The organism is Acidovorax sp. Root217 (assembly GCF_001428645.1).
Lineage (GTDB): Bacteria > Pseudomonadota > Gammaproteobacteria > Burkholderiales > Burkholderiaceae_C > Acidovorax.
This window is the reverse complement of the sequence record NZ_LMIH01000024.1, coordinates 151,144-174,972: the sequence shown is the minus strand read 5'-3', so window position 1 is coordinate 174,972 and position 23,829 is coordinate 151,144. Positions and strand designations below refer to the sequence as shown.

The 23,829-nt window shown below is 67.8% G+C and carries 23 protein-coding genes; 11 read left to right on the top strand and 12 right to left on the bottom strand.

The features are described 5' to 3' along the window. Positions 1 to 78 precede the first annotated feature (78 nt). The 3 genes from ASE31_RS22450 to ASE31_RS22440 are packed head-to-tail and all read right to left on the bottom strand — an operon-like array spanning position 79 to position 1,756. A complete protein-coding gene (locus ASE31_RS22450; protein ID WP_057204015.1) occupies positions 79 to 477 on the bottom strand; it encodes a roadblock/LC7 domain-containing protein in 399 nt (132 codons plus the stop codon). Continuing rightward, entirely contained in the window at positions 474 to 1,043 is a 570-nt protein-coding gene (locus ASE31_RS22445; RefSeq protein ID WP_082604306.1) for an ATP/GTP-binding protein, read from the bottom strand. The genes ASE31_RS22450 and ASE31_RS22445 overlap by 4 nt, the downstream gene beginning before the upstream one ends. Next, the gene (locus tag ASE31_RS22440; RefSeq protein ID WP_235514724.1) at positions 1,040 to 1,756 is read right to left on the bottom strand and encodes a hypothetical protein; all 717 of its coding nucleotides are present in this window, start codon (positions 1,754 to 1,756) and stop codon (positions 1,040 to 1,042) included. Before ASE31_RS22440 ends, ASE31_RS22445 begins: the two co-directional genes overlap by 4 nt. A gap of 317 nt (positions 1,757 to 2,073) precedes the next feature. On the opposite strand from ASE31_RS22440, the gene ASE31_RS22435 reads away from it, so the two are divergent. From ASE31_RS22435 to ASE31_RS22425, 3 genes are all read left to right on the top strand, one after another. Continuing rightward, positions 2,074 to 4,146, top strand: a complete 2,073-nt coding sequence (locus ASE31_RS22435; RefSeq protein ID WP_057204012.1) for an ATP-dependent helicase — start codon at positions 2,074 to 2,076, stop codon at positions 4,144 to 4,146. A 217-nt stretch (positions 4,147 to 4,363) separates the two neighbouring features. Continuing rightward, positions 4,364 to 5,536, top strand: a complete 1,173-nt coding sequence (locus ASE31_RS22430; protein WP_057204011.1) for a phospholipase A — start codon at positions 4,364 to 4,366, stop codon at positions 5,534 to 5,536. 397 nt (positions 5,537 to 5,933) lie between these two features. Beyond that, positions 5,934 to 6,320: a hypothetical protein gene (locus tag ASE31_RS22425; RefSeq protein ID WP_057204010.1), complete on the top strand. Its 387-nt coding sequence runs from the start codon at positions 5,934 to 5,936 to the stop codon at positions 6,318 to 6,320. Positions 6,321 to 6,388: 68 nt separating this feature from the next. On the opposite strand, the gene ASE31_RS22420 is transcribed toward ASE31_RS22425, so the two are convergent. Then, on the bottom strand, positions 6,389 to 6,877 hold the full coding sequence (locus tag ASE31_RS22420) for a universal stress protein (protein ID WP_057204009.1): 489 nt from the start codon (positions 6,875 to 6,877) through the stop codon (positions 6,389 to 6,391). A 99-nt stretch (positions 6,878 to 6,976) separates the two neighbouring features. Here ASE31_RS22420 and tgt point away from each other — a divergent pair, with 99 nt between their 5' ends. The 4 genes from tgt to ASE31_RS22400 all read left to right on the top strand — a co-directional run bounded on the left by tgt (position 6,977) and on the right by ASE31_RS22400 (position 11,550). Then, positions 6,977 to 8,149, top strand: a complete 1,173-nt coding sequence (gene tgt, locus ASE31_RS22415; protein ID WP_057204139.1) for a tRNA guanosine(34) transglycosylase Tgt — start codon at positions 6,977 to 6,979, stop codon at positions 8,147 to 8,149. Positions 8,150 to 8,170: 21 nt separating this feature from the next. Continuing rightward, entirely contained in the window at positions 8,171 to 8,689 is a 519-nt protein-coding gene (locus tag ASE31_RS22410) for a hypothetical protein (RefSeq protein ID WP_235514723.1), read from the top strand. A 113-nt stretch (positions 8,690 to 8,802) separates the two neighbouring features. Continuing rightward, positions 8,803 to 9,954 carry a GGDEF domain-containing protein gene (locus ASE31_RS22405; protein ID WP_057204008.1) on the top strand — a complete coding sequence of 384 codons (1,152 nt, stop codon included), beginning with the start codon at positions 8,803 to 8,805 and terminating at the stop codon, positions 9,952 to 9,954. 135 nt (positions 9,955 to 10,089) lie between these two features. Next, positions 10,090 to 11,550, top strand: coding sequence for a GGDEF domain-containing protein (locus ASE31_RS22400; RefSeq protein ID WP_082604305.1), 1,461 nt, complete (start codon positions 10,090 to 10,092; stop codon positions 11,548 to 11,550). Positions 11,551 to 11,556: 6 nt separating this feature from the next. Here the strand turns inward: ASE31_RS22400 and ASE31_RS22395 are convergent, their stop codons facing one another. The 4 genes from ASE31_RS22395 to ASE31_RS22380 all read right to left on the bottom strand — a co-directional run bounded on the left by ASE31_RS22395 (position 11,557) and on the right by ASE31_RS22380 (position 14,668). Further along, positions 11,557 to 12,666, bottom strand: coding sequence for a zinc ribbon domain-containing protein (locus ASE31_RS22395; RefSeq protein ID WP_057204006.1), 1,110 nt, complete (start codon positions 12,664 to 12,666; stop codon positions 11,557 to 11,559). A 68-nt stretch (positions 12,667 to 12,734) separates the two neighbouring features. Then, the gene (locus ASE31_RS22390) at positions 12,735 to 13,523 is read right to left on the bottom strand and encodes a DUF2145 domain-containing protein (protein ID WP_369819487.1); all 789 of its coding nucleotides are present in this window, start codon (positions 13,521 to 13,523) and stop codon (positions 12,735 to 12,737) included. 119 nt (positions 13,524 to 13,642) lie between these two features. Further along, positions 13,643 to 14,107 carry a hypothetical protein gene (locus tag ASE31_RS22385; RefSeq protein ID WP_369818262.1) on the bottom strand — a complete coding sequence of 155 codons (465 nt, stop codon included), beginning with the start codon at positions 14,105 to 14,107 and terminating at the stop codon, positions 13,643 to 13,645. 78 nt (positions 14,108 to 14,185) lie between these two features. Continuing rightward, positions 14,186 to 14,668 (bottom strand): YiaA/YiaB family inner membrane protein, encoded by a 483-nt coding sequence (locus ASE31_RS22380; RefSeq protein WP_057204004.1) that lies wholly within the window; start codon positions 14,666 to 14,668, stop codon positions 14,186 to 14,188. 438 nt (positions 14,669 to 15,106) lie between these two features. On the opposite strand from ASE31_RS22380, the gene ASE31_RS22375 reads away from it, so the two are divergent. Beyond that, entirely contained in the window at positions 15,107 to 16,282 is a 1,176-nt protein-coding gene (locus tag ASE31_RS22375; protein ID WP_057204003.1) for a trans-acting enoyl reductase family protein, read from the top strand. A 13-nt stretch (positions 16,283 to 16,295) separates the two neighbouring features. On the opposite strand, the gene ASE31_RS22370 is transcribed toward ASE31_RS22375, so the two are convergent. Beyond that, the gene (locus ASE31_RS22370; protein WP_057204002.1) at positions 16,296 to 16,814 is read right to left on the bottom strand and encodes an Lrp/AsnC family transcriptional regulator; all 519 of its coding nucleotides are present in this window, start codon (positions 16,812 to 16,814) and stop codon (positions 16,296 to 16,298) included. Positions 16,815 to 16,998: 184 nt separating this feature from the next. On the opposite strand from ASE31_RS22370, the gene ASE31_RS22365 reads away from it, so the two are divergent. Further along, entirely contained in the window at positions 16,999 to 18,015 is a 1,017-nt protein-coding gene (locus ASE31_RS22365; RefSeq protein WP_057204001.1) for a 1-aminocyclopropane-1-carboxylate deaminase, read from the top strand. A 263-nt stretch (positions 18,016 to 18,278) separates the two neighbouring features. Next, positions 18,279 to 19,277, top strand: coding sequence for a tripartite tricarboxylate transporter substrate binding protein (locus ASE31_RS22360; protein WP_057204000.1), 999 nt, complete (start codon positions 18,279 to 18,281; stop codon positions 19,275 to 19,277). A 178-nt stretch (positions 19,278 to 19,455) separates the two neighbouring features. On the opposite strand, the gene ASE31_RS22355 is transcribed toward ASE31_RS22360, so the two are convergent. Genes ASE31_RS22355 through ASE31_RS22345 form a run of 3 tightly spaced genes read right to left on the bottom strand, consistent with a single transcriptional unit; the run spans position 19,456 to position 22,871 of the window. Then, a complete protein-coding gene (locus tag ASE31_RS22355) occupies positions 19,456 to 19,980 on the bottom strand; it encodes a hypothetical protein (protein WP_235514722.1) in 525 nt (174 codons plus the stop codon). Continuing rightward, entirely contained in the window at positions 19,981 to 21,951 is a 1,971-nt protein-coding gene (locus tag ASE31_RS22350; RefSeq protein WP_057203999.1) for an MFS transporter, read from the bottom strand. It lies immediately after the preceding gene. Positions 21,952 to 21,995: 44 nt separating this feature from the next. After that, positions 21,996 to 22,871: a hypothetical protein gene (locus ASE31_RS22345; protein WP_057203998.1), complete on the bottom strand. Its 876-nt coding sequence runs from the start codon at positions 22,869 to 22,871 to the stop codon at positions 21,996 to 21,998. Between the two features lie 119 nt (positions 22,872 to 22,990). Between ASE31_RS22345 and ASE31_RS22340 the strand changes: the two genes are divergently transcribed. Continuing rightward, positions 22,991 to 23,722, top strand: coding sequence for a helix-turn-helix transcriptional regulator (locus ASE31_RS22340; protein WP_057203997.1), 732 nt, complete (start codon positions 22,991 to 22,993; stop codon positions 23,720 to 23,722). Positions 23,723 to 23,829: the final 107 nt, after the last annotated feature.

The window sequence follows — 23,829 nt, the reverse complement described above, 5'->3', positions numbered from 1 at the left end:
GCTATGGCGAGCATTTGCAACGACGAGCCGGGGTGTTTTGGCGTGCAAGGCGGGCATGGACGAAAGATTCTCAGCCTCTTAGGCCCGGGACATCTCCTGCACCACCTCACCCGCGGCCCACAGGGCGCGGCCGAGCAGGGCATCGCTGCCCAGCACCAGGCAAAGGATGCAGGGCACCGGCGCATCGATGGACTGGAAGACCACGGTGCTGCCCTCGGCCTCGAAGGTCAGGCGCTTGCACTGGGGGCTCTGGATCTCGCGGCCCACCGCACGGGCCATGGCCATGAGCGAGCTGGCCATGGCCGACAGGCGGTTGGCCTGCAGGTCGCTGCGGTTGCGCAGGCAGGCGATCTCAAAGCCATCGGGTGTGGCCAGCAAGGCCAGCTGCAGGCCGCTGATGGGCGCGGCATGGGTGTCAAGAGCGCGCTGGGCCGTCTGGGCCAGTGCTTCGGAAATCAGGGGGGAACTGCTTTTCATGGGGACTCGCTGCGCAGGGACAACATCGACACCAGCACACCGAGCGCCTGCAGCACGTCGGCACGCTTTCTCACATCCACCTGCAGCACCGGCACCACGCCATGGCCGGCGGCCTGCAATCCATCGGCAAAGGCCTGCATGGTGGCGGCAGATGCCGGGCGGGTGCTGAGCACCAGGGCCAGCGGCGGATGCTCAGCGGCAGCAGCCTCGGCCAGCAGGGCACCTGCGGCCTCCATGGCATCGGGCGCATTGGCATCGACCATGACGAACACGCCCACCGAGGCGGACACGACCCACTGGCGCAGGAAGTCGAAGCGGTCCTGCCCGGGGCAGCCGCAGACCTGCACGAACTCGCCATCGCCCAGGTCGATCTGGCCGAACTCGGCGCCCACGGTGGTGAACTCCTTGGCATGGGCCTGGCGGTCCAGGTTCGGCACGTCGGAGGCGACCATGTCGTCGCCGCACAGCGCACGGATGGCCGTCGTCTTGCCCACGCCCATGGGGCCCATGAAGGCGATGCGCGGCATGGGGGCAGCGCTGGAATAGGTCTTTACCGAAGCATTCATGGGCGGTTGGCTCCTGTCAGCCAGTGAGACAGGCGGCGCACGAAGCCCTGGGACACGGCGCCTCCCGCGCGGGACGGCGAGGCCGCAGCGGGCACCGCCTGGGTGGGGGCAATCACCTGCAGCACCTTGCGGTGCGCAAGCTCCCGCAGCAGCACGGCCACCATGGCGGGCTCCAGGCCGCTGTGCGCCTGCAGCTGATGCGCCGTCACGGGCTGGCGGGCCAGCAGGGCCAGGGCGCTGACGTAGCCTGCACTGTCGAACGGCGCGCCCAGGAACACCCAGGAGCCCAGGCGGTAACGGCTGCCCTGCGCGGCGGCCATGGCGGCCGAACCCACGGCGGCAGGCGCTGCCGGCTGGATGGTGCTGTGGGCAAAGGATCGCGCTGGCTGTGCTGCAGGGGCAGGCGTGGGTGCCGGGGGTGCGGCCTGCACCGCCACGGCGATGGGGGCGGCATTCTGCCGCGCCTTCCAGTCGAGCAGAAAGACCGCCGCGCGGTCGAGGATGTCAATGAGGTCGGCCACCGTGTAGTCCTGCGGCAGGCGCCCCACCCAGGTCTGCGCAAAGCGGGCGCCCGGCTGTTCGTGGCCCACCCAGATCACGCACGGGGGCATCGGCTGCAGCCGCATCAGGTTGGACGATACGTCGAGCATGGCCACCTGCGCCTGGGCCAGGGGCGACTCGCGCCACGCGAACACCGATTTGCGGGCGGCCACGCCAAACAACTCTGAAAACCGCGTGCGCAGCGCGGGCGCCAGCAAGCTGGTTGCCAAATCCCCCCTCAGATTGGTCTTCACGCAAATACCCCGCAGTGCAGAAAGCAACTGATCAGTTTAAGTGAGCCCTCCATTCGCGACCAGTACAAAACCGTATCAGTCAGGTTTTGTGACAGTAGTTGACCTTTCTGTGGCCAATTGTTCACAACGGGGTGCGAGAGGTGCCCAAGGTATGATCCCCCATCCCCTTGCTGAAAGCACGCCGCGCGCCCCTCCGGCGCTGTGCGCGTCACCCCCTCCCTGCCCGCTGCTTTCCCATGTCTTTCGGTCTCAACCTTGCCCAGCTCCAGGCTGTCCACTACACCGAGGGGCCCTGCCTCGTGCTGGCGGGTGCAGGGTCGGGCAAGACGCGGGTGATCACCCAGAAGATCGCGCACATGATCGAGCGCGGGCTCGATCCCAAGCGCATCGCCGCCATCACCTTCACGAACAAGGCCGCCTCCGAAATGCGCGAGCGCGCCAAGGGCCTCATCGGCCGGCGTGCCAAGGACGTGCTGATCTGCACCTTCCACGCCCTGGGGGTGCGCATGGTGCGCGAGGACGGCTCGGTGCTGGGCCTCAAGCCCCAGTTCAGCATCATGGATGCCGACGACGTGACCGGCATCCTCAAGGAAGCCGCCGGCGGCACGGTCGACATGGCCACCGCGCGCCAGTGGCAGTGGGTCATCAGCGCCTGGAAGAACAAGGGCCTCACTTCGGAGGAGGCGCTGGCGCAGGCGGCAGACGACAACGAGCGCAGCATCGCCGTGCTGATGGCGCGCTACGAGGAGCGCCTTGCGGCCTACCAGAGCGTGGACTTCGACGACCTGATCGGCATGCCGCTGCGCCTGCTGCGCGACTTCCCCGAAGTGCGCGCCAAGTGGCAGGCGCTGCTGGGCCACGTGCTGGTCGACGAGTACCAGGACACCAATTCCACGCAGTACGAGCTGCTCAAGCTGCTGGTGGGCGAACGCGCCCGCTTTACGGCGGTGGGGGACGATGACCAGTCCATCTACGGCTGGCGCGGCGCTACCCTGGACAACCTGCGCAAGCTGCCCATTGATTTCCCGACCCTGCAGGTCATCAAGCTGGAGCAGAACTACCGCTCCACCAGCGCCATCCTGCGCGCGGCGAACAACGTGATCGGGCCCAACCCCAAGCTGTTTCCCAAGACGCTGTTCAGCGAACTGGGCGAGGGCGAGCCCGTGCGCGTGATCGATGCCGACAGCGAGGAGCACGAGGCCGAGCGCGCCGTGGCGCGCATCATGAGCCTGCGCGCGGCCGCCAACCCGCCGCCGGACTGGAAGCAGTTCGCCATCCTGTACCGCGCCAACCACCAGGCCAAGCCCTTCGAGAAGGCGCTGCGCCGGCAAAACATCCCCTACAAGGTGTCGGGGGGCACGAGCTTCTTCGACCGCGCGGAGATCAAGGACCTGTGCGCCTGGTTCCGACTGTGGATCAACAACGACGACGACCCGGCCTTCCTGCGCTCCATCACCAGCCCCAAGCGTGGCATCGGGCACACCACGCTGGGCTCCCTGGGGGAGTTCTCCACCCAGCACAAGCAGAGCATGTTCGCAGCGCTGTTCAACGGCATGCTGCCGGCGGCCGTGCCCAAGCGCGCGCTTGATGGCCTGCACGAGTTCGGCCGCTACATCAACGACCTGGAACACCGCGCCCGGCACACGCACGGCGCCGAGGCCTCGCGTGCCTTCCTGGCCGACTGGCTCAAGGAAATCGGCTACGAGCAGCACCTGTACGACGGCGAGGACAGCGAGACCGTGGCCGCCGCGCGCTGGACCAACGTGCTCGAGTTCTGCGACTGGATGGCCCAGCGCGCCGGCGGCCAGATCGACGACACCTCGGGCACGCCCGTGGCGGCCGAGAGCAAGAGCCTGCTGGAGGTGTCGCAGACCATCGCCCTGCTGTCCACCATCTCGGAGCGCGAGAAGGAGCAGGACATGGTGGTGCTCTCGACCCTGCACGCCTCCAAGGGACTGGAGTGGCCGCACGTGATCCTGGTGGGCGTCACCGAGGGCATGCTGCCCTTCAAGCTCGATGACGACGAGGGCCGCCAGAAGGTGGTTGCCGAAGACACGCAGCAGCGCCTGCAGGAAGAGCGCCGCCTGATGTACGTGGGCATCACCCGTGCCCAGCGCACGCTGGCCGTGAGCTGGACCAAGCGGCGCAAGAAGGGCCGCGAGATGGTGCAGGCCCGCCCCAGCCGCTTCATCGCCGAGATGGGCCTGGACCGCACCACCACGCGCGAGGACCCGCGCGAGAAGCTCAGGGCCCTGCGCGCCGAATTCGCGGCGAAGGCCAAGGCCAGCAGCGACGCCGCATCACCATGAAATGACGCGCCCGCGCAACAGCAGCCTGCAGGTCGCGGTCGCCGCCGACAGTCGGCGGCCGCCTGATTCTGGAAGAATGGGCACCGACACGCAACCCAGCGATCTGGCCGGACAAGAACGTCCATGGCCATCGCGGCAATGAAATACCAGGCACATGAAACACGCTCACAGCACCCCTCTCCCGTCCCTTCGCCCCGCCCGAGCGCGCGCCACGGGCATGGCTGCGGCCCACCGCACGGCAGCCCTGGCCCTGGCGGTGCTGGCGCCGGCCGGCGCGGCTTTGGCGCAAGGGGCGCCCGCGCCCTCCATGGCCCCCGGCAGCACCAGCACGGGCGACCAGGCCGCCTGGCGCCGCTGCGCCGCGCTGCCCGACGACAACCAGGCGCGTCTGGCCTGCTTTGACCAATGGGCCGGCCAGCAGGCCTGGCAGTCGCCAGCCGCCACGGCCGAGGCGGCCAACGCCGTGCCGACTCCGGTGGACACCACGCTGCCCGCCACGCGCATCATCGAGGTGGCGCGCACCGAAGGCTGCCGCGACCCGCAGTACAGCGATCTCTCGCGCTTCTGGGAGCTGGAGTCGGGCAGCGACTGCGGCACCTTCAGCTTCCGTGGCTACCGCCCGATCACGGTATCGGTGGCGGCAGGCAGCAACGTGAACCGCATGCCCACGTCGACCGCAGAGGGCAGCTCGGCCACCGAATCCACCCCCTACCGCCGTACCGAGAACCGCATCCAGCTGTCGGTGCGCACCAAGGTGGCGCAGGGCCTGCTCACGCAGGGCCACCCCACGCTCAAGGATTCGATCTGGTTCGGCTACACGCAGCAGTCGTATTGGCAGCTGTTCACGCCCGAGCTGTCGCGCCCCTTCCGCACGACCGATCACGAACCGGAAATGATGTACGTCTACCCCACCGACGCCAAACTGCCCTTCGGCTGGCGCTGGCGCTACAGCGGCATCGGCCTGGTGCACCAGTCCAACGGCCAGAGCAAGCCGCTGTCGCGCAGCTGGAACCGCGCCTACCTGATGACGGGGCTGGAGCTGGGCAACGACATCAACGTGCGCGCCCGCCTGTGGAAGCGCCTTTCCGAAAGCGCGAGCAGCGACGACAACCCTGGCATCAGCGACTACATGGGCCGTTTGGAACTGGCCGCCTTCTGGAACTACGACAAGGACAACACCCTGGGTGCCACGATGCGCCACTCGCTGGCCAACAGCGACCGGGGCTCGCTGCGGGTGGAATGGCTGCAGACCCTGGGCTCGGGCTTCCTGGGCAGCAAGAGCAACCTGCGCCTGCACACCCAGCTGTTCAGCGGCTATGGCGACAGCATGATCGACTACAACCGCAAGCGCACGGTGTTTAGCGTGGGCCTGAGCCTGGTAGATTTCTAAGCTCCCTCTGAGGCGCGGACGCGCGCTGGTGCGTCCGCCAGAGGCGGCCGCTCTTTAGGCACGTCCAAGTCTGCGCGGGCAGGCTGGGAGCCGCGGCCCTCAGCCCCCAGTGCGGCGGAGCGGCCCGTGCACGGGGGGCAGGCCTTGGCCGCGCGCTTTTGACCATCGGCAGGCGATCTCAATCGTCGGTGAAAGTGGCTCGCCTCAGCCCCTCACAAACCGTTACTCAATTGCGGTCAAGTTTCATTTGCACATGCCGACGGGCCGCGCACAATGGCACGCGCACCGACTGGCATGGCTGCATGCGGACACGTTCCGATAAGAGCGGTTTTCCGGCCCCATTCCCTGCGATTGCCCTGTGGTGCGCCCTCGACAATGACCCCAGAGAGGAATCACCATGGACATGCAATACCAGCTCAAGGCAGGCAGCTACTACCTGTACGACATGCGCGATGAGCCCAGCGCCGTGACGGGTGAACGCAGGTTCAAGCTCAAGACCGATACGGTGGCCATCGCCTTTGATGCGCACACGGGCGAGGTGCACCAGCATGGCAGCCCCACGCGCATACAGTCCTGGGCCAACAACACGCGCCGCCGCCTGCGCGCAGCCGGGGCGCAGGACATGGCCAACGACATCGTGGTGGTGTCGGGCCCGCTGCCCGTGGATGAGCTCAACAAATGCCTGTGGGTCAACGGCTATGTACGGCGCATGTTCTCGCGCCTGGCCAGCCTGCCCCACGGCAAGCTGCAGCGCACGGCTGAACCATTCCGCAAGGCGGCCTGACGGCCCCCTGCTGCATTCTCTCTGCCACAAGGGCCGCTCACGCGGCCCTTGGCACATGGAGATGTGCTTCAGGTCATGGCATCGGCCGTGCCGTCCTCCTGCTCCGGCTCCCCCTGCAGCGCCACGTCGGCATGCTTGACGATGGTCACGGGCACGGGGCTCGCGTGGGCCACCTCCTGCGACACCGAACCGAGCAGTGCGCTGCTGATGGCACCCTGCCCGCGCGCACCGATGACCACCAGGTCACAGCCGCTGCGCTCGATCATGTCCACCAGGGTGTGTGCCACGTCGCCCACGCCGATGTCGGTTTCGTAGGCAACGCCAGCGGCATCGAGCAGGGCACGGGCCGGGGCCATCAGGTGCTCGCCCGCTTCCAGGCTGGCGGCGGCAATCAGGTCCGCGTCGCGCGCCGTGACCATCTCATACAGGGTGGCGGGCTCCTGCACGTTGGCCAGCACGATGCTGGCCGACAGCCCCTGGCGCACGAGGCCCAGGGCATGGTGCACGCCGTCCAGGGAGAGGTCCGAGCCGTCCACGGCAATCAGGATCTTGAACATGGGGTTCTCCTTCCGTTGGTATGGGGTTCAGTGTACCGACACAGGGGCCTGACGGCACCCATGGCCCCATGCACCGCACGGTCTGGGACAATGCGGCCCATGCTGAAGTTTGACCTCCTCACCACCGACCCCGCCAGCCACGCGCGCCGGGGCACGCTCACGCTCAACCACGGCGTGGTGCAAACGCCGATCTTCATGCCCGTGGGCACCTATGGCACCGTCAAGGGCGTGATGCCGCAGAGCCTGCACGACATGGGCGCGCAAATCATCCTCGGGAACACCTTCCACCTGTGGATGCGCCCGGGGCTCGACGTGATGGAGAGCTTTGGCGGCTTGCACGGCTTCGAGCAGTGGAACAAGCCCATCCTCACCGATTCGGGCGGTTTCCAGGTCTGGAGCCTGGGCGCCATGCGCAAGATCACCGAGGAGGGCGTGACCTTCGCGAGCCCCGTGAACGGCGACAAGCTGTTCATGTCGCCCGAGGTGAGCATGCAGATCCAGACCACGCTCAACAGCGACATCGTGATGCAGCTCGACGAGTGCACGCCCTACGAGACCAAGGGCCACCTGACGAGCGAGCGCGAGGCGCGCCAGTCCATGGAGATGAGCCTGCGCTGGGCCAAGCGCAGCCGGGACGAGTTCCACCGGCTGAACAACCCCAACGCCCTGTTCGGCATCGTGCAGGGTGGCATGTACGAGAACCTGCGCGCCGAGTCGCTCGCGCGCCTGGTGGAGATGGACTTCCCCGGCTACGCCGTGGGCGGCGTCTCCGTGGGCGAGCCCAAGGACGAGATGCTGCGCATCATGGCGCACACGCCCCACCTGCTGCCGGCGCACAAGCCGCGCTACCTGATGGGCGTGGGCACGCCCGAGGACCTGGTGGAGGGCGTGGCCCAGGGCGTGGACATGTTCGACTGCGTGATGCCCACCCGCAATGCGCGCAACGGCACCATGTTCACACGCTATGGCGACCTCAAGATCCGCAACGCCCGCCACAAGAGCGACCACCAGCCCCTGGACACCAGTTGCACCTGCCACGCCTGCGCGGGCAAGAGCGGTGTCTCGTGGGAGGCCGGCGGCCGCGAGGGCTTCAGCCGCGCCTACCAGCACCACCTGGACCGCTGCGGCGAGATGCTGGGCCCCATGCTCACCAGCATCCACAACCTGCACTACTACCTGAACCTGATGCGCGAGGTGCGCGAGGCGCTGGACGCGGGCACCTTCGCCCAGTTCCGCGCACAGTTCAAGGCCGACCGGGCGCGCGGCGTCTGACCTGACCTGGTCCCGTCCACCGTGCCACCCATCCTGCGCAAGCTGTTGCTGTGGCCGTTGCACCTGATCGCGGGCCTGGCCGGCTGGCTGCTGGCGCTGGTCATTGTCTTCGAGGAATGGGGCTGGGAGCCGCTGCAGCGCGTGCTGGCGCGCATCGGCCGCTGGCCCGGGCTGCGCTGGATCGAGGGGGCCGTGCGCAGCCTGCCGCCCTGGGGCGCAGTGCTGGTGTTCGCCCTGCCCTCGCTGATGCTGCTGCCCATCAAGCTGCTGGCGCTGTGGACCATCGGCCAGGGGCATGTGCTGCTGGGCATGCTCATCATCGTGGCCGCCAAGCTGGTGGGCACGGCCGTGCTGGCGCGCCTGTTCACGCTCACCCAGCCAGCCCTGCTGCAACTGCGCTGGTTTGCCTGGCTGTATGGCCACTGGACGCGCATCAAGGCCGTGCTGCTGGCCCGTGTACGTGCTTCCTGGCCCTGGCGCGTGGGCCGCGTGCTCAAGCGCCAATGGCGCCAGCGGTGGCAAGCATGGCGCGCCAGGTAGCCAGCAGCCACGTTCGGCCCGCCGGGAACCTACCCGCGCTGAAAGCGCAGCGGCCAGAGCAGCGTCACGGTGCCCCTCGATAATCGGCGCGACACCTCTGCGCACACGACTCCATGGACTTCCAGCTCGACCTGGCCACCGTTCTCCTTCTCTACAACACCTCCCTCATCGCCGGTGCCCTGAGCATCTTTCACATTCGCCGCCACTCGTGCCGACCGCAGGGCCTGGCGCCTCTGGCTACGGCCTATCTGATGCTGGCGGTGGGGGCGATCCTGGCTTGGCGCGGCGAAAGCGCAGCCCTGCCGATGTGGATGTGGACCCATGGCAGCCTGCTGCTGGGTACCGGCGGATACGCCCTTTTCTGGGCGGGGGTGCGCGGCTTCAGCGGCCGCAGGCGGGTGCCCTGGCGGGCCGTGGTGCTGCTGCCACTGGCATGCCTGGTGGTGGGCATCGCCACGGGCTTTCCCCTGCAGAACCTGCTGCGCGCAGGCGCCTTCCACGCCACAGCTACACTGGTGCTGGCCGCCTGCACGTTCGAGATACTGTGCGACCGCCGCAGCGAACCCCTGCCTTCACGCATGCTGATGGCCGCCTTTCTGGGGCTGAGCGGCAGCATCTATGCCTTGCGGCTCGCCTACATCCTCAGCGGCACGGCAGGCTCCACCGGCTTTGCCTGGGCGTTCTCTGTGCAGATGTTCTGCCACTTCGGCATGGCACTCATGGTGGCCGCACTGTCCAATGAACGCGCCGAGATCCGGCTGGAACAGGCGGCCCACACCGACCCGCTGACCGGAACCGGCAACCGGCGCTGGCTGGAATCGCGGCTGCCCGCCCGGTTGCCAGCCCAAAGCGCCATCGCCCAGCTGCACCTCGACCACTTCAAGCAGATCAATGACCGCTTCGGCCATGCCGTGGGTGACCGGGTGCTTGTGGAGTTTGCCCGGTGCCTGCAAGGGCAGTTGCGCAGCTCGGACCTGCTGGCGCGCATGGGAGGCGAGGAGTTCGTGGTCTACCTGCCGGCGGTGACGCAGGCGGAGGCCCAGGCGATTGCCGAGCGGCTGTGCGCCCAAGTCGCCCTGCTGCGCATCGAGGCACAGGGATCGCCGATTTCCGTCACGGTGAGCATAGGCCTGGCCTGGGTGCATGACACAGGCATCTCCGCGGACACATGGTTCAAAAGAGCTGACGATGCCCTGTACCAGGCCAAGCAATCGGGGCGCAACCAAGTCGTTCTGGCGGCAGGCACTGCCGCGCAGGCGGCCTGAGCGCCTGGAAATGTCCCACCCGGACACAATCTTCCACAGTTGTCGGCAGTGTTTGCTGCCGAGCCCCCTGGGGCGCTGAGAGATTTCGCGGCTACAGTGGGTCCAAATCGCCTTGGGCGCCCTGAACTTCAACGCATGCCGTCTTTGCTTCGCCCCCCTTCACCCGGCACCGCCGCTGGCCCGCTGACGGGCTGGGGCCTGTGCGCAGGCATCGGCCTGCTGGTCTTTGCCGCGTCGCTGCTGGGCATCGTGACCCGGCCGCTGGGGTTCATGGCCGCCTTCTGGCCCGCCAATGCCCTGTTGCTGGGTTTGCTGGTGCGCTACCCACGCCTGGCGGCATCGGGCACCTGGGCTGCGGCTACCCTGGGCTATGTGGCCGCGGACCTGGTGACCGGCACCGCCCCCCTGGCAACGCTGTGGCTGGCCAGCGCCAATCTTTGCGGCGTGGCCATGGGCTGGTGGCTGTTCGGCCAGGTGCCGGTGGCCACACGCTTCCTCAAGCGGCAGATGTCGGCGGTGCTGATGTTCGGCATCTGCGTGGCCAGCAGTGCGGCGGCGGCGCTGGCGGGTTCGGGCACGGGCCCATTGCTGTTCAACACCACCTGGCTGACGGCACTGGGCATGTGGTTCTGCACGGAGCTGATCAACAGTGTGTTGATCCTCCCGGTGATCCTCAGTCTGCCGACCCCGCAGGAGGCGCGGCGCACGCTCAAGAAGCGCCGCTGGTCCCGGCGCCGCTGGAAGTACGCGGCGCCCCTGCTCGCGTTGGCGGCCAGCGAGGCGGCGGCGATCGCCATTGGCGGCCCCGGGGCGCTGGCGTTTCCGGTGCCGGCACTGCTCTGGTGCGCACTCACTTACGGCGTATTTGCCACCAGCGTGCTGTCCATGCTGACCTGCTTTGGCCTGGCGATCGCGGCCGGCGCGGGCATGCTGGAGCTGGCGTTCGCGCCCAACCAGGCCTGGGCAGTGTTCTCGCTGCGCGTGGGGATCTCCTTGCTGGGGCTGGGCCCGCTTTCGGTGGCCACGGCCAAGGCGGCGAGCGTCGAGGCCATGCGCCGCCTGCACCGCGTGGCCAGCCACGACTTTTTGACCGATGCGCTGGCACGCCGCGCCTTCATGGCCCAGGGCAGCAAGCTGCTGGCCCGCCTGGCGCGCGAGCGCAGCAGCGTGGCCGTGCTGATGCTGGACCTGGACCACTTCAAGCGCGTGAACGATACCCATGGCCATGCGCAGGGCGACAAGGTACTGCATGGCTTTGCCGCCACGGTCAGCGAGGCGCTGCGGCCCGGTGACCTGTTCGGCCGGCTGGGTGGCGAGGAGTTCGCCGTGGTGCTGCCTCGCATCCGCCAGGCCGATGCCATGGCGGTGGCGCGGCGCCTGTGCAAGCAGGTACGCAACCATCCGTTCGCCGTGCCGGGGCAGCGCGACCCGCTGCACGCCACGGTCAGTATCGGCCTGGTCGTGTGCACCGGGGTGTCTCTGCAGGACTCGCTGGGCGCGCTGATGTCCGATGCCGATGCCGCGCTCTACGAAGCCAAGGCAGCCGGCCGTGACCGCGTGCAGCTGCATGAGCCCCAGCAGGCGCCGGGGCGCTGAAGGGGATCAGGACACACCGCCGGGCCCTGCAGGTACGGCAGGCGTGGACGCGATCACGGGCAGGATCTGCGGTGCCGGAGCGCCGCTCGCACCGGTTCCACAGGCGTGGCAAAAGCGGGCGAATGCGCTCTTGCGGGTGGTGCACACGCCGCAGTGGTCGAACAGGCCGATGCCGCAGTGCGGGCAGAAGTCGATCTTCTCGCTCTTCAGGTCCACCGGCCGCTCGCAGCCTGGGCACACGCTCTTGGCCAGGCGCGCCAGGGCCACGTCGTAGCTCAGCTCCTTGCGGCGCTCCTGGTCGGGCAGGGCCTCGGCGAGCTTTTGCCGCTCCAGGTAGCGGTTGAGGGCCACGATGGCATAGCGCCCCACCAACACCGTGATGCCGATGCCCACCACGTAGCGCACATAGCCGCCGTAGCTGGGCAGGTAAGGCACCAGCTCCACGAAGAAGGCGAACAGCGCGAAGAAGATGAAGCCCCAGACGAAGGGCCAGTAGGTGCCCTTGCGCTTCTTGACGAACAGCCAGCCGGCAATGGCCAGCAGCGGCAGCGTGAGCGCCAGCCGGTACAGGAAAACGCGCAGCTCGAGCTTGCGCTGCTCGACGGACATGCGTGCATAGCCCTCGGACTCCATCTCGCTCTGGCGCTGCTGCGCGGCAGTGGCGCCCTGGTGCGCGTCGAGCGAAGCCTGCTGCTGCGCCTCCACGGCCTGCTGGGTCTTGCGCTCGGCGAGCTTGAGCACGTCGAGCCGCTGCGTGCGCGCGATCACCTCGGGGTCCTGGTCGGCGCGCTGCGTGGCGCTGCGCGTGGCCAGCCAGTTGTTGAAGGTCTCGCGCTCGGCCGCGCTTTCGCTGCGCGCCTTGCTGCGCTGCAGTTGGGCCTGCTGCAGCGCGGTCTCAGCGTCTTCCTCGGCCTTCTGCGCCGTGCGCACCTCGTTGCGCACCGCGTCGAAGGCGGCCTTGTCGACGAAATCCTCGACCTGCAGGCGCTTTTCGACCTGGGGCAGGTCACCAACGAGGGTGCCGCCCAGCCCGATCAGGAAGCCCGCGAAGACGAAGGCCACCAGCCACAGGCCGCGGCGGAACCATTTTTCGGACAGGCGCAGCGATTTGCTCATGGGCACATCTCCCTCGTGTTGGTGGCAGTCAAAGGCATCTGGCGTGCAGACGCATTGTCACGAAAACTTCAGTTCTTGAGCACCAGGGTGGCCGGCGCCGAGCCCAGCTGCGCACGCTGCAGCCACGCCAGCATCGAATCGACGGTCACGGTCTCGATGCGGTCCGAGTAGCGCTTGTCGTTGGGATGGTCGTCGAACGCGATGTTCGCCGAGCCCACGCGCCCGCCCATGCGGGTCAGCGGCCCGATCTTGAGCGTGGTGGGCTCGTAGCCCTTGAACTTGAGCCAGGCCTGCGCCTGCTCGCGCGAGTTCACCGAGGTCGGCTCCATGGCGGCGGCCAGTGTCTCCAGCGCCCACTGGTTGGACTGCTGGTACTTGGTGCCCCAGGCGTAGCTGACCATGCTGTAGGCAGGCTGGTTCATGACCTTGGTGCGGCCCTTGTCCTGCAGCAGCACGAACAGGCGCTGCTGCACCTCGGGGCTGGGCACGGCCCATACGGCTTCGTAGCGCCACAGGTCATCGAGGAAGAACTCGCCCAGGCCCTGGCGGTAGACATGGCCCACGGCGGTGCCGCATTCGTTGAGCTTGTGCGCCACACGCCAGGGGCCCTCGGGCGTCTTGTAGGCCCAGCCCAGGTGCGAGTAGCGCACGCCGTACTTGCTCAGGTCCTGGCCGGCGCGGCCCAGCATCACGACCTGGGCGCCGGTGGCGTCCAGCGCCTGGGAGGTGCGCTCGGCCAGCTGCATGCCGCGCTCCACACTCTTGGCCGGTGGCGGCTTCTGGGCCTCGCACGAGCGGCCTGCATGGGCCTGGGTGGCCGTGAACACGGCGGCACCGGCAATGAGCGCTGCGCCCATGGCCCAGCGCATGGAAGCGCGGCGCACGGCGCTGCTGCGGCGCGAAGCAGGCTGCAGCGGCAACTGGATGGGCATCTGGATGGCGCGATGGACGGTGGTTGGCATGGTGGCGGACCTCATCACAGACGCTCGTTGTACAGCAGCGCGCGGCCGATGGCATTGGGCACGAAGGCCAGGGCCTCGCCGGCCACCGACAGCACCACACCCGAGCCGATCACGGTGCAGACCACGACCGTGCCGACGGCATGGGCCGAGGCGCCCACGCCTTTGCCCACCACTTCGACGCTGACGCGGGCGCCGTCCGAGGCGCGCTCCAGCACGTACACCGTGCCGACGGCGGAGACCTCCACGGCCCGCACGGCCAGCACGGCGCCACCGACCGACAGGGCGGCAGGCAAGGCCACGATGGCACCGGCAGCCGCCGAGCCGACCGAGGCCGTGCCCACGATGGAGGCCACGGGCAGCAGCGACAGCGCGGCCGAGGCCTCGCTCTGTGCACGGACCGGCAGGCTGGCCATGGCCGTGAGGAAGCTGGCGGCCAGCAGCATGCGGGCCAGGGTACGTTGCAGGGTCTTGTTCATCATGATGGATCACTCCTTCGGGTTGGGTGGGCCCGGCGCACACAGGCGACGGGCCATGGATTCAAAAACCGGCGGCGCGGCTCAGCCGTTGTTGCCGGGCGCAACCTGGGCGGCTTCGCGGCGGCCTTGCAGGCGGGCATCGAGCAGGTCGGCCTCGTGGCGGTCGCGCAGCATCTTGGCCAGCGTGAAGGCGGTGGTGATCAGGTACAGCCAGCTCACCCCGAGGAAGGCCTTGTAGGTCTGGTTGACCTCCATGCTGAACAGGCCCCAGCCCGTCAGGCCCATGGCGACCGCAAAGCCGCCCCACACCACCAGCTTCCACATGGGGGTGTCGCCAGCGCCACGGCGGCCAGCGCTTTCGTTGTCCCGCACGAACTTGGCCAGCACGAAGGCGGCCGAGAGGCAGAACACATAGCCCATCACCATGAACGCGCGCTCCAGCTGTTCTCCGGGCAGCCAGGCCAGGCCGACTGCGCACAGGAACACGGCAATGCCGAACGAGATCCAGACCTGGAGCTGCCAGGCACGGGTGTCACGCTGAACGACGAAAGGAGATGCTGACATATAGGCGGGTGGCCCTGGGGCCTTGGTTGAACACGGAACGAATAGTGGCAAAGCCCCATCCGGCTGTCCGCATTGAACCACCACAGTGGCGTTGCGCAGGCTGCCGGGTATCGTTTTCCGGTACTTGGTCACACTTTGACACCCTTATCCAATCCGAAAGTTGCGTGCTGGTGCGTGCGCGGCAGAAGGCATCGAAGCGAAACGCCCGAAAACCGAGGATCGCTGGGTAGTACCGACAAGCCCGGGGCGGCCCCCTGGGCGCCGGAGGTGATACCCGGCGAGACCGGTTTTTCGGGCGTTGCAGCCGGTGCTCCTTCTGCCGCACACGCTCCTGGTCACCCACCGAAGCGCATGGGCGACAGCCGATGCCTTCCCCGTCTTCGACAATCCCGCCGATCACGGGCCCGCCCCGTACCCCCCGAATTTCCAGGAGCCCCCATGACCAAACCCTTTGACATCGTCGTCCACGGCGCCACCGGCTTCACCGGCCGGCTGGTGGTGGAGTACCTGCTGCAGCGCTACCCCGTCGGCAGCGGCCTGCGCTGGGCCATGGGCGGGCGCAGCGCCGACAAGCTGGCCGCCGTGCGCGACGAGCTGGGCGCCCCGGCCGATACACCCCTGGTGGTGACCGACAGCGCCAGCATGGAAAGCCTGCAGGCGCTGATGGCGCAGACCCGCCTGGTGCTGACCACCGTGGGCCCCTACCAGCTGTACGGCAACGAACTGGTGGCCGCCTGCGCTGCGGCCGGCGTGGACTATGTGGACCTGTGCGGCGAGCCCGCCTGGATGCGCCACATGATCGACGCGCACGAGGCCACGGCCCAGGCCAGCGGCGCGCGCATCGTGTTCTCGTGCGGCTTCGACTCGATCCCGTTCGACCTGGGGGTGTTCGTGCTGCAGCGCGAGATGAAGGCACGCTTCGGCCATCCCGCCAGCCGCGTGCGCGGCCGGGTGCGCAAGATGAAGGGGACCTTCTCGGGCGGCACGGCGGCGAGCCTGAAGGCCACCATGGCCGCCTCGGCCGCCGACCCCAAGGTGCTGGACCTGCTCAAGAACCCGTTCTCGCTCACGCCGGGCTTCGAGGGCCCGCGCCAGCCCACGGGCCACAAGCCCATGTTGGACGAAGCCCTGGGCATGTGGGTGGCGCCCTTCGTGATGGCCGCCATCAACACGCGCAACGTGCACCGCTCCAACTTCCTGCTGCAGCATGCCTGGGGCACGGATTTCGTCTACGACGAGATGCTGGTCACCGGCCCCGGAGAGAAGGGCGAGGCCATCGCCAATGCCGTGGCCGGCGACAAATCCATGGGCTCGGACAAGGGCCCCAAGCCGGGCGAAGGCCCTTCGCGCGAGGAGCGCGAGGCCGGGTTCTACGACGTGCTGTTCCTGGGCGATGATGGCCAGGGCAACACCCTGCGCGTGGGCGTCAAGGGCGACCGCGATCCGGGCTATGGCTCCACCTCGAAGATGATCGCCGAGGCCGCGGTCTGCCTGCTTCAGGAAGCCACCGGCACTCCCGGCGGCATCTGGACCACCGCGCCCGCCATGGGCGAGCCGCTGGTGGCGCGCCTGCAGGCAAATGCCGGGCTGACGTTCGCCGTCGAGACGGCTTGATCCCCGCTGCTGGTCACAAGGCCAGCGGCAGCTCCGTGGTGGACAGCACGTTGCGCAGCACCATGAAGGAGCGCACCTGCCGCACGCCCGGCAGGTAGATCAGTTGCTCGGCGTGCAGGCGGTTGAAGCTGTCGCTATCGCGCGTGCGCACCAGCATGAAATAGTCGAACTCGCCCGTGACCACATGGCACTCCATGCAGCCCGAGATCTTCACGGCGGCCTTCTCGAAGGCCGCGAACGACTCGGGCGTGGAGCGGTCGAGCACCACGCCGATCATCACCAGCATGCCGGCCCCCACGGCCTTGGGGTTGAGCAGCGCCACCACCCCATCGATGAGCCCCAGGCGCCTGAGCCGCTCCACCCGGCGCAGGCAGGCGGGCGGGCTCAGGTGCACCTTCTCGGCCAGGGCCACATTGGACAGGGAGGCATCGCGCTGCAGCAGGCGCAGGATGGCCTTGTCGGTGCGGTCGAGCTCGTCCGTCATTCCAGCGCTGGCCGGCACGCTCTTGTCACGAACTTTTGTTGCGCACATGGTTGGTTTCGTGGAATCAATAGGAATTAATTTCCATTTTCACATACCAAAACTCTGAAATCCACTCCATTTTCACAACCACGTTAAACGCAGCTTTTCCTACGATGGAGGCACTGCAGGCAAGGCGCCACCGAAGCGCCCCTGCGAGTGATTCCTCACCCTTCCATCGCACACGAGAACCGCCATGAACCTGCAGAAATTCGCCCGCCACCCGCTGACCTTCGGGCCCTCGCCCATCACGCCGCTGCCGCGCCTGTCGGCCCACCTGGGTGGCAAGGTGCACCTGTATGCCAAGCGCGAGGACTGCAACAGCGGCCTGGCCTTTGGCGGCAACAAGACGCGCAAGCTCGAATACCTCATCCCCGAGGCGATTGCCGGCGGCTACGACACGCTGGTCTCCATCGGCGGCATCCAGTCCAACCAGACGCGCCAGGTGGCGGCCGTGGCGGCCCACCTGGGCATGAAGTGCGTGCTGGTGCAGGAGAACTGGGTCAACTACTCCGACGCGGTGTACGACCGCGTGGGCAACATCGAGATGTCGCGCATCATGGGTGCCGACGTGCGCCTGGACGCCGCAGGCTTCGACATCGGCATCCGCCCCAGCTGGGAGCAGGCCATGGACGACGTGAAGAAGGCCGGCGGCAAGCCCTTCCCCATCCCCGCTGGCTGCTCCGAGCACCCGTACGGCGGCCTGGGCTTCGTCGGCTTTGCCGAGGAAGTGCGCCAGCAGGAGAAGGAACTGGGGTTTGCGTTCGACTACATCGTCGTGTGCTCGGTCACGGGCAGCACGCAGGCCGGCATGGTGGTGGGCTTCGCGGCCGATGGCCGGGCGCGCAAGGTGATCGGCATCGACGCCTCGGCCAAGCCCGAGAAGACGCATGCCCAGGTGCTGCGCATCGCGCAGAACACCGCCAAGCTCGTCGAGTTGGGCCAGGAGATCACCGCAGAGGACGTGGTGCTGGACACGCGCTACGGCGGCCCTGAGTACGGCCTGCCCAGCGAGGGCACGCTCGAAGCCATCCGCCTGTGCGCGCGCCAGGAAGGCATGCTCACCGACCCGGTGTACGAAGGCAAGTCCATGCACGGCATGATCGACATGGTGCGCAAGGGCGAATTCCCCGAAGGCTCCCGTGTCCTGTACGCGCACCTGGGAGGGGTGCCGGCGTTGAACGCCTACAGCTTTCTTTTTCGCAACGGCTGAAGCACCGCGCGATGAAACGGAGCAGCAGCGCCTGGACCGACTGGCGGGCCTGGCGCTCATCTGAACCCCTCTGACTCCCACCATCGACCCGGGCATGCCCACGGGTCGCCGCCATGATCCCGTGCATCCACGGCCATGGCGGCTGCGCAAACATCTGCAGCAGCGACAGGCATGGCCGGTGCGAGACGAAGGCTGGTGCGCCCTGCCGCCTGTTCGCAGCCAACAACGGCCGGCCGACCAGCCCTCACCCGAAGGATCGCCAAATGAAGTGCTTGCATCTGAACCGACGCACAAGCGTCGCCGTGTTCGTGGTAGCCATTGCAGTGACAGGGCTGGGTGGAGGGGCCAAGGCACATGCCGATGGCTACCCCGTCAAACCGGTCCAGCTGGTTGTGCCCTTCCCGCCTGGCGGGGCCGTCGATATCGTGGGCCGCCTGATCAGCAAGAAGCTGGGCGAGCGCCTGGGCCAGCCGATCGTGGTCGAGAACAAGGCCGGGGCAGGCACCATCGTGGGCGCATCCTTCGTGGCCAATGCTCCTGCCGATGGCTACACGCTGCTGATCAGCTCCGGCTCCACCTTCACCGTCAACCCCGCGCTCAACAACAAGCTGCCTTACGATCCACTAAAAAGCTTCGAGCCGGTCGGCATGGTGGCGCGCGTGCCGCTGATCCTGCTGGCCCATCGCGATGTGCCTGTGGACAACCTCAAGCAGCTGATCACGGCAGCGCACCAGGCTCCCGACAAGTTCTCCTACGGCTCGTTCGGCAGCGGCACCACCGGCCATTTCGCCGCCGAGCTGATGTGGTCTGCCACAGGCATCAAGCTGCTGCACGTGCCCTACCGGGGAAGCGCGCCGGCCATGAGCGACCTGATGGGCGGGCAGATCCCGTTCACCATCGACACGGTGGCCGCGGCGCTGCCGCAGCTCAAGTCGGGCAAGATCAAGGCCATCGTCGTCACGGGCGCCGCGCGCGCCACGCGGTTGCCCGATGTACCGACGGTGGCGGAAAGCGGCTTTGCAGGTTTTGCTGCCGACTCGTGGCTGGCCGTTGTCGCGCCCCGCGGCCTGCCCGCCCAAGCAAAGGCCAGGTTGGAAAAGGCGCTGTCCGAAACCATGGCGGATGCCGAGATACGCGGCAAGCTCATCGCCAGTGGCCTGGAGCAGGCCTACGCCCCCGGCAACACCGTGCTCGCGCAGATCGAGGACGAACTACCGCGCATGCGGGCGATTGCCCAGCGCGCGAACATCCGCGCGGAGTGAACGCGGCCACGCAGCACCTGGGCAGCGTGCTCGAAAGCTGCTTTGCAGGTGGCGGGGTCTGCCTTGCAGGGCGTGATCGGGATGGCCTGGTCCAGGCTGAACAGCCAGCCACGAAGCGCAGCAGGCACTCGGGCACCAATGGGTATGAGCCCCCTGACCGAATCGGCAAGGCCCGGGTTCAGGAGCGCAGCCAGGCCATGAGGTGCGGATAGGGAGTGGCCCCTGCCGATGCCTGCGCGGGCGTGGCCGCCAGGCCCGCCGACACCAGCCCAGCGGCGCCCAAGTAGACGCCCAGCTCGAAGGTGGTGCGCAGGCCCTGGGACCGGCCATGGTAGCCACCGTCATGGAACAGCACCTCGGACGGCAACTGAAGGTGCCGCAGGGCCGCCCAGGCCCATGCCGTGGCCTCGATCTCGCCGCCATGCGGCACCGGGGGCAGTTCGGCGAGCGCGTCGTCCATGTGGGCACGCAAGGCTGCCGGCACCACGGCCAGGTGCCCGGCTTCGTGCAGCAGGTCACCCGGCCAGCGCAGCTGGTCCAGGTCCACCTGCAGGCCACCCTGCACGATGCGCAGGCCCAGCAGGAAGCTGTCAGCTGGCACCTCTGCCTCGGTCACCTCCAGGCCAATCCCGCGCAGAAAGGCCACGATCCGGCGCGCCAGCGCCACGCGCTCTGGCGCTTGCAGGGGGTCGGCGCCCAGCACTCAGGTGCCCAGCAGATCGGCCACACGCGAGCGCAGTAACGCGGGCTGCACGTCCGACGACGCCACGGCGTGCCCCACGTTCAGGCCCACGCGGCTGTAGAAGCCGCGGCGGAAGGGGCGCACCATGGCCCCGCCCTGCTCGATGCGGCTGAAGTACGAGCCCCACAGGTTGGTCAGCGCCATGGGGATCACGGGGGCGTTGATGCCTTCTTCGCGCGCCCGCTCGATGATCTTCATGATGCCGCCCTTGAACTCCTGCAGTTGCCCGTCCTTGGTGATGCCGCCTTCGGGGAAGATGGCCAGCAGGTCGCCTTCGCGCAGCACCTGGGCCGCGCGCTCGAAGGCAGCGTCGTAGATGGCGGGGTCTTCCTTGTAGGGCGCGATCGGGATGGCCTTGGCCAGGCGGAACAGCCAGCCGAGCACCGGCACGCGGAAGATGCGGTGGTCCATCACGAAGTAGATGGGCCGGGGGCTGGCGGCCATGAGCAGCACCGCGTCGATGAAGCTCACGTGGTTGCAGGCCAGGATGGCAGCGCCCGTGGTGGGCAGGTTCTCATCGCCCTGCACCTTGAAGCGGTAGACGAAGCGCGAGGACACCCAGGCCACGAAGCGCAGCAGGTACTCGGGCACCAGCATGAAGATGTAGAACGCCACCACCGCATTCGCCAGGCCGGTGAACAGAAAGATCTGCGGCACGGTGAAACCGGCACCCAGAAGCGCGCCGGCGATCAGCGAGCTGGCGATCATGAACAGCGCGTTCAGGATGTTGTTGGCGGCGATGATGCGCGCGCGGTGCGTGGGCTGGCTGCGCATCTGGATCAGTGCGTACATGGGCACGCTGTACAGGCCGGCGAACAGGCTCAGCAGCGCCAGGTCAAGCATCACGCGCCAGTGCTGGCTTTGCGCGAGGAAGGCCCCGAGACCCATGATCTCCGACGGCGGCAGGCTGCGCGCGGCAAAGTACAAATCGATGGAGAACACGCTCATGCCGATGGCGCCCAGGGGCACCAGGCCGATTTCCACATGGCGGCGCGACAGCACCTCGCACAGCAGCGAGCCGATGCCGATGCCCACCGAGAACACCACCAGCAGCAGCGAGGCCACCTGTTCGTTGCCGTGCAGCACCTCCTTGGCCAGGCTCGGGAACTGCGACAGGAACACCGCGCCGAAGAACCACATCCAGCTGATACCGAGCAGCGAGCGGAAGACCACCATGTTGCCGTGCGCCAGCTTGAGGTTGCGCCAGGTTTCGGTGACGGGGTTCCAGTTGATGACCAGGCCCGGGTCGGTGGCCGGGGCCGAGGGAATGGCCTGCGCCACCACCCGTCCGACCAGTGCCAGCGCCACGCAGGCGATGGCCACCGTGGTGTGGCCGATGCCCGGCAGCGCCACCAGCAGGCCGCCCGCCACGTTGCCCAGCAGGATGGCGACAAAGGTGCCCATCTCCACCATGCCGTTGCCGCCGGTGAGTTCGCGCTCGGTCAGCACCTGGGGCAGGTAGGCGAACTTCACCGGGCCGAACAGCGTGGAGTGCATCCCCATGAGGAAGGTGCACAGGAGCAGGATGGGCACGTTGCCCATCACGAAGCCCACGGCCGCCACCAGCATGATGGCGATCTCCAGGTTCTTCACGAAGCGGATCATGCGCGTCTTGTCGTACTTGTCCGTGAGCTGGCCCGAGGTGGCAGAAAACAGCAAAAACGGCAGGATGAACAGCGCCCCGATCACCAGCCCCGCCATGGCCGGCGGCAGCCAGTCCACGCTCAGCTGGTAGGTCACCATCACCGTGAAGGCAAACTTGAACAGGTTGTCGTTGGCTGCGCCGGAGAATTGCGTCCAGAAGAAGGGCGCAAACCGGCGCTGGCGCAGCAGGGCGAACTGGTTGGGGTCCTCATGGCCGCCGTGGCTGCCCTGAACGCCGGGGCTGCCGTGCAGGGGGCTCACGCCCGCAGAAGGGGTCTCGGTGCTCATGCGTCTCTCCTCGTTGGCATCTTGGTGTGTAAGAACGACATCTCTCAGGCGCCCTGGCGGCGTGCATTGCGCGCCGTGGTCGACCGGCTTTGCGTCCGGTGCTGGCCGCCATTCTGCCCGGTTGCGACGACAGTGCGAGGGGCATTCGTGCGTTGCAGCAACGCTGCCAGCGCAGACAGCACGGGCAAGGCAGCGCCGGCCGCGATCAGGTGCTTGAGGCTGTGGCCCGACACCCACTGCCCCGTGGCCTCCAGGATCGCATGGTCGGCGGCCTCGAACAGCTTGGCCACGCCGTAGAAGGCGATCACTGCGCCCAGGTGCACCGCCAGGGAACCCGCGCGACGGGGCAGCACGGCCAGCGCCAGCACCACCAGCATGCCCCCCAACTGCACCACCGCCCAGGGCAGCACGTTGCCGGACAGCGCCCACCACAGCACGGCAGAGGTGCCGCCCAGCAGCACGGCAACCGCCGTGGCGATGCCGGCCCGCGGGCTGACGCGGCCCGCGGCCGCCAGCCCCAGCAGGCCTGCGAACGGCAGCACCATGCCCAGCCGGTCCCAGAACAGGCCGAAGTCGCTGGGACGCCAGTGGTAGAAGGACGAACCCACCGAAGTGCACACCAGCCCGGCCAGGAACAGGGCAACGAGGGCGCGGGATACCCCGTCCATCGCGGCATGCGGCAAGCGCACCAGCCAGGCCAGGCCCAGAATGCCCGCGATGGCAAACGGAAGGTTGCTCAGCACGTCGACCGCACAAGGAATGCCCAGCAGCGTGCGCTGGTCGGCAAACCCGTGCTGGTGGGCACTGTCCAGCATCGCCGGCCCGAACAGGGCCATGCCCAGCAAGGCACAGGCGCCAACCAGAAGGCAGGCCTCTGGCCGGGACAGGCCCGTGGTGGAAGGAGCGGAGGGCAGTGGCATGGTGCGGCGTCTCGGGAGTGGTTGATGCAGCGCAGTGTGGGCAGGCTCCACGCCGAACGAGTACCGAAATCAGTGCAAAGGGCTACCGGAAACACCGCAGGTACCGATAATCGATACCCATGAGCACCACCGCCGACCTCGTCACCGCCCTCAAGAAGGAACTCAAGACCGCGCAGATGACCTACGCCGACCTGGCGCAGCAGCTGGGCATGGCAGAGTCCAGCGTCAAGCGCATGCTGGCCAAGGGGGACATGCCGCTGTCGCGCATCGACGCCATCTGCCGCGCGCTGGCGCTCGACTTTGCCGACCTGGCGCGCCGCGTGGCCGACAGCCAGCCCCTGCTCAAGGAGCTGACGCAAGAGCAGGAAAAAGCCGTGGTAGCCGACAAGCGGCTGCTCTTGATGGCCATCTGCGTGCTCAGCCAGTGGACGCTGGAGCAGGTGACGGGCACCTACCGCCTCTCGGAGGCCGAAGGCATCAAGTACCTGGCCCAGCTCGACCGCATCGGCATCATCGAGCTGCGGCCGCTCAACCGCTACCGGCTCAAGCTGGCCAAAACCTTCCGCTGGCGGCCCCATGGCCCGGTGATGAACTACTTTCGCGAGCATGCGCTGCTCGACTACTTTGCCGGCGGCTTCGATGGCGCGGGCGAGGGCGTGCTGTTGGTGCACGGCACCATCAGCCGCAGCCTGGCCCCCGCCTTCATGGAGCGCATGCAGCGCGTGGCCCAGGACTTTGCGCAGCAGCACCTGGCCGACCAGAAACTGCCGGCCCGCGAGCTGGAGGGCTATACCTTGCTGCTGGCCCTGCGAAGCTGGGAGTTCGAGGCTTTCACAGGCATGCGGCGCTGAGCAGCACCGCTGCTTTTCCGACAGCGAAACACCTCGCCAACCTGCCTGGACATGCCGGCAGATGGGCTTCATGTTGCCTGCGCGCTTCCGAACCCGCTTGACGGCTT